This is a genomic window from Bacillus swezeyi (assembly GCF_001969815.1).
Classification (GTDB): domain Bacteria; phylum Bacillota; class Bacilli; order Bacillales; family Bacillaceae; genus Bacillus; species Bacillus swezeyi.
The window spans coordinates 1-1,018 of sequence record NZ_MRBK01000086.1; the positions used below are offsets into that span (position 1 = coordinate 1).

The window sequence follows — 1,018 nt, forward strand, 5'->3', positions numbered from 1 at the left end:
AGAGAAAAGGTGCGAGCGTATCCGCGATTTCATTTTTGATTTCAGACCACTGCGTCGTTTTGCGCTCCATTACTTTTTCAAGATGTCCTGCAATCAGATCTTGTGCGTCATTAATCAAGTCGCCGGATTCCCTCATGTAGACAAATCCTCTTGAAATCAAATCTGGACCGGCGGACACTTTGTATTCTTTCATATTGATGCTGACAACGACAATGACAAGTCCTTCTTCAGAAAGGATGCGGCGGTCGCGGAGCACGATGTTGCCTATATCGCCGATGCCGCTTCCGTCAATATAAACATTGCCGGACGGGATTTTCCCTGCGATCGATGCTTCATCGCTTGTTAAAGCAAGCACTTCTCCGTTATCCATGATAAAGCAGTTTTCCTCAGGAATACCGCAGTCTGTCGCTAGTTTCACATGCATTTTTTGCATTCTGTATTCACCGTGAATCGGCATGAAGAATTTCGGTTTGATCAATCGAAGCATCAATTTTTGCTCTTCCTGGCCGCCGTGTCCAGACGTATGAATGTTAGTCACGGCTCCGTGGATGACATCTGCCCCCGCCCGGTAAAGCTGGTTGATCGTGCGGCTGACGCTGATCGTATTGCCCGGGATCGGTGATGATGAAAAGACGACTGTATCGCCCGGGTTGATCGAAATTTGCCGGTGTGTGCCGTTTGCGATCCGGGAAAGCGCGGCCATCGGTTCACCCTGGCTTCCCGTACAGAGGATCGTCACCTTGCCCGCAGGAATCCTGTTGATTTCATTTCCTTCAATGAAAGTATTTTTCGGGCATTTAATATAACCAAGCGTTTGTCCGATTTCAATGGCGGATTCCATGCTTCGCCCAAAAACGGCAACCTTTCTGTTGTTTGCCACTGCTGCTTCTATCACCTGCTGAAGACGGTGGATGTTTGATGCGAAGGTAGCGAAGATGATCCGGCCTTCGACTTTGCGGAAAATATCTTCAATGCTTTCTCCGACTTTGCGTTCTGACATGGTGAAATCGGGAATTTC

At 48.2% G+C, this 1,018-nt stretch carries 1 protein-coding gene; it reads right to left on the reverse strand.

The genetic code is table 11. The annotated features are described in order from the left end of the window. Nucleotides 1-1,018 (reverse strand): ribonuclease J (locus BTA30_RS22365; protein ID WP_142243733.1); only part of this gene is annotated, 1,018 nt, incomplete at both ends.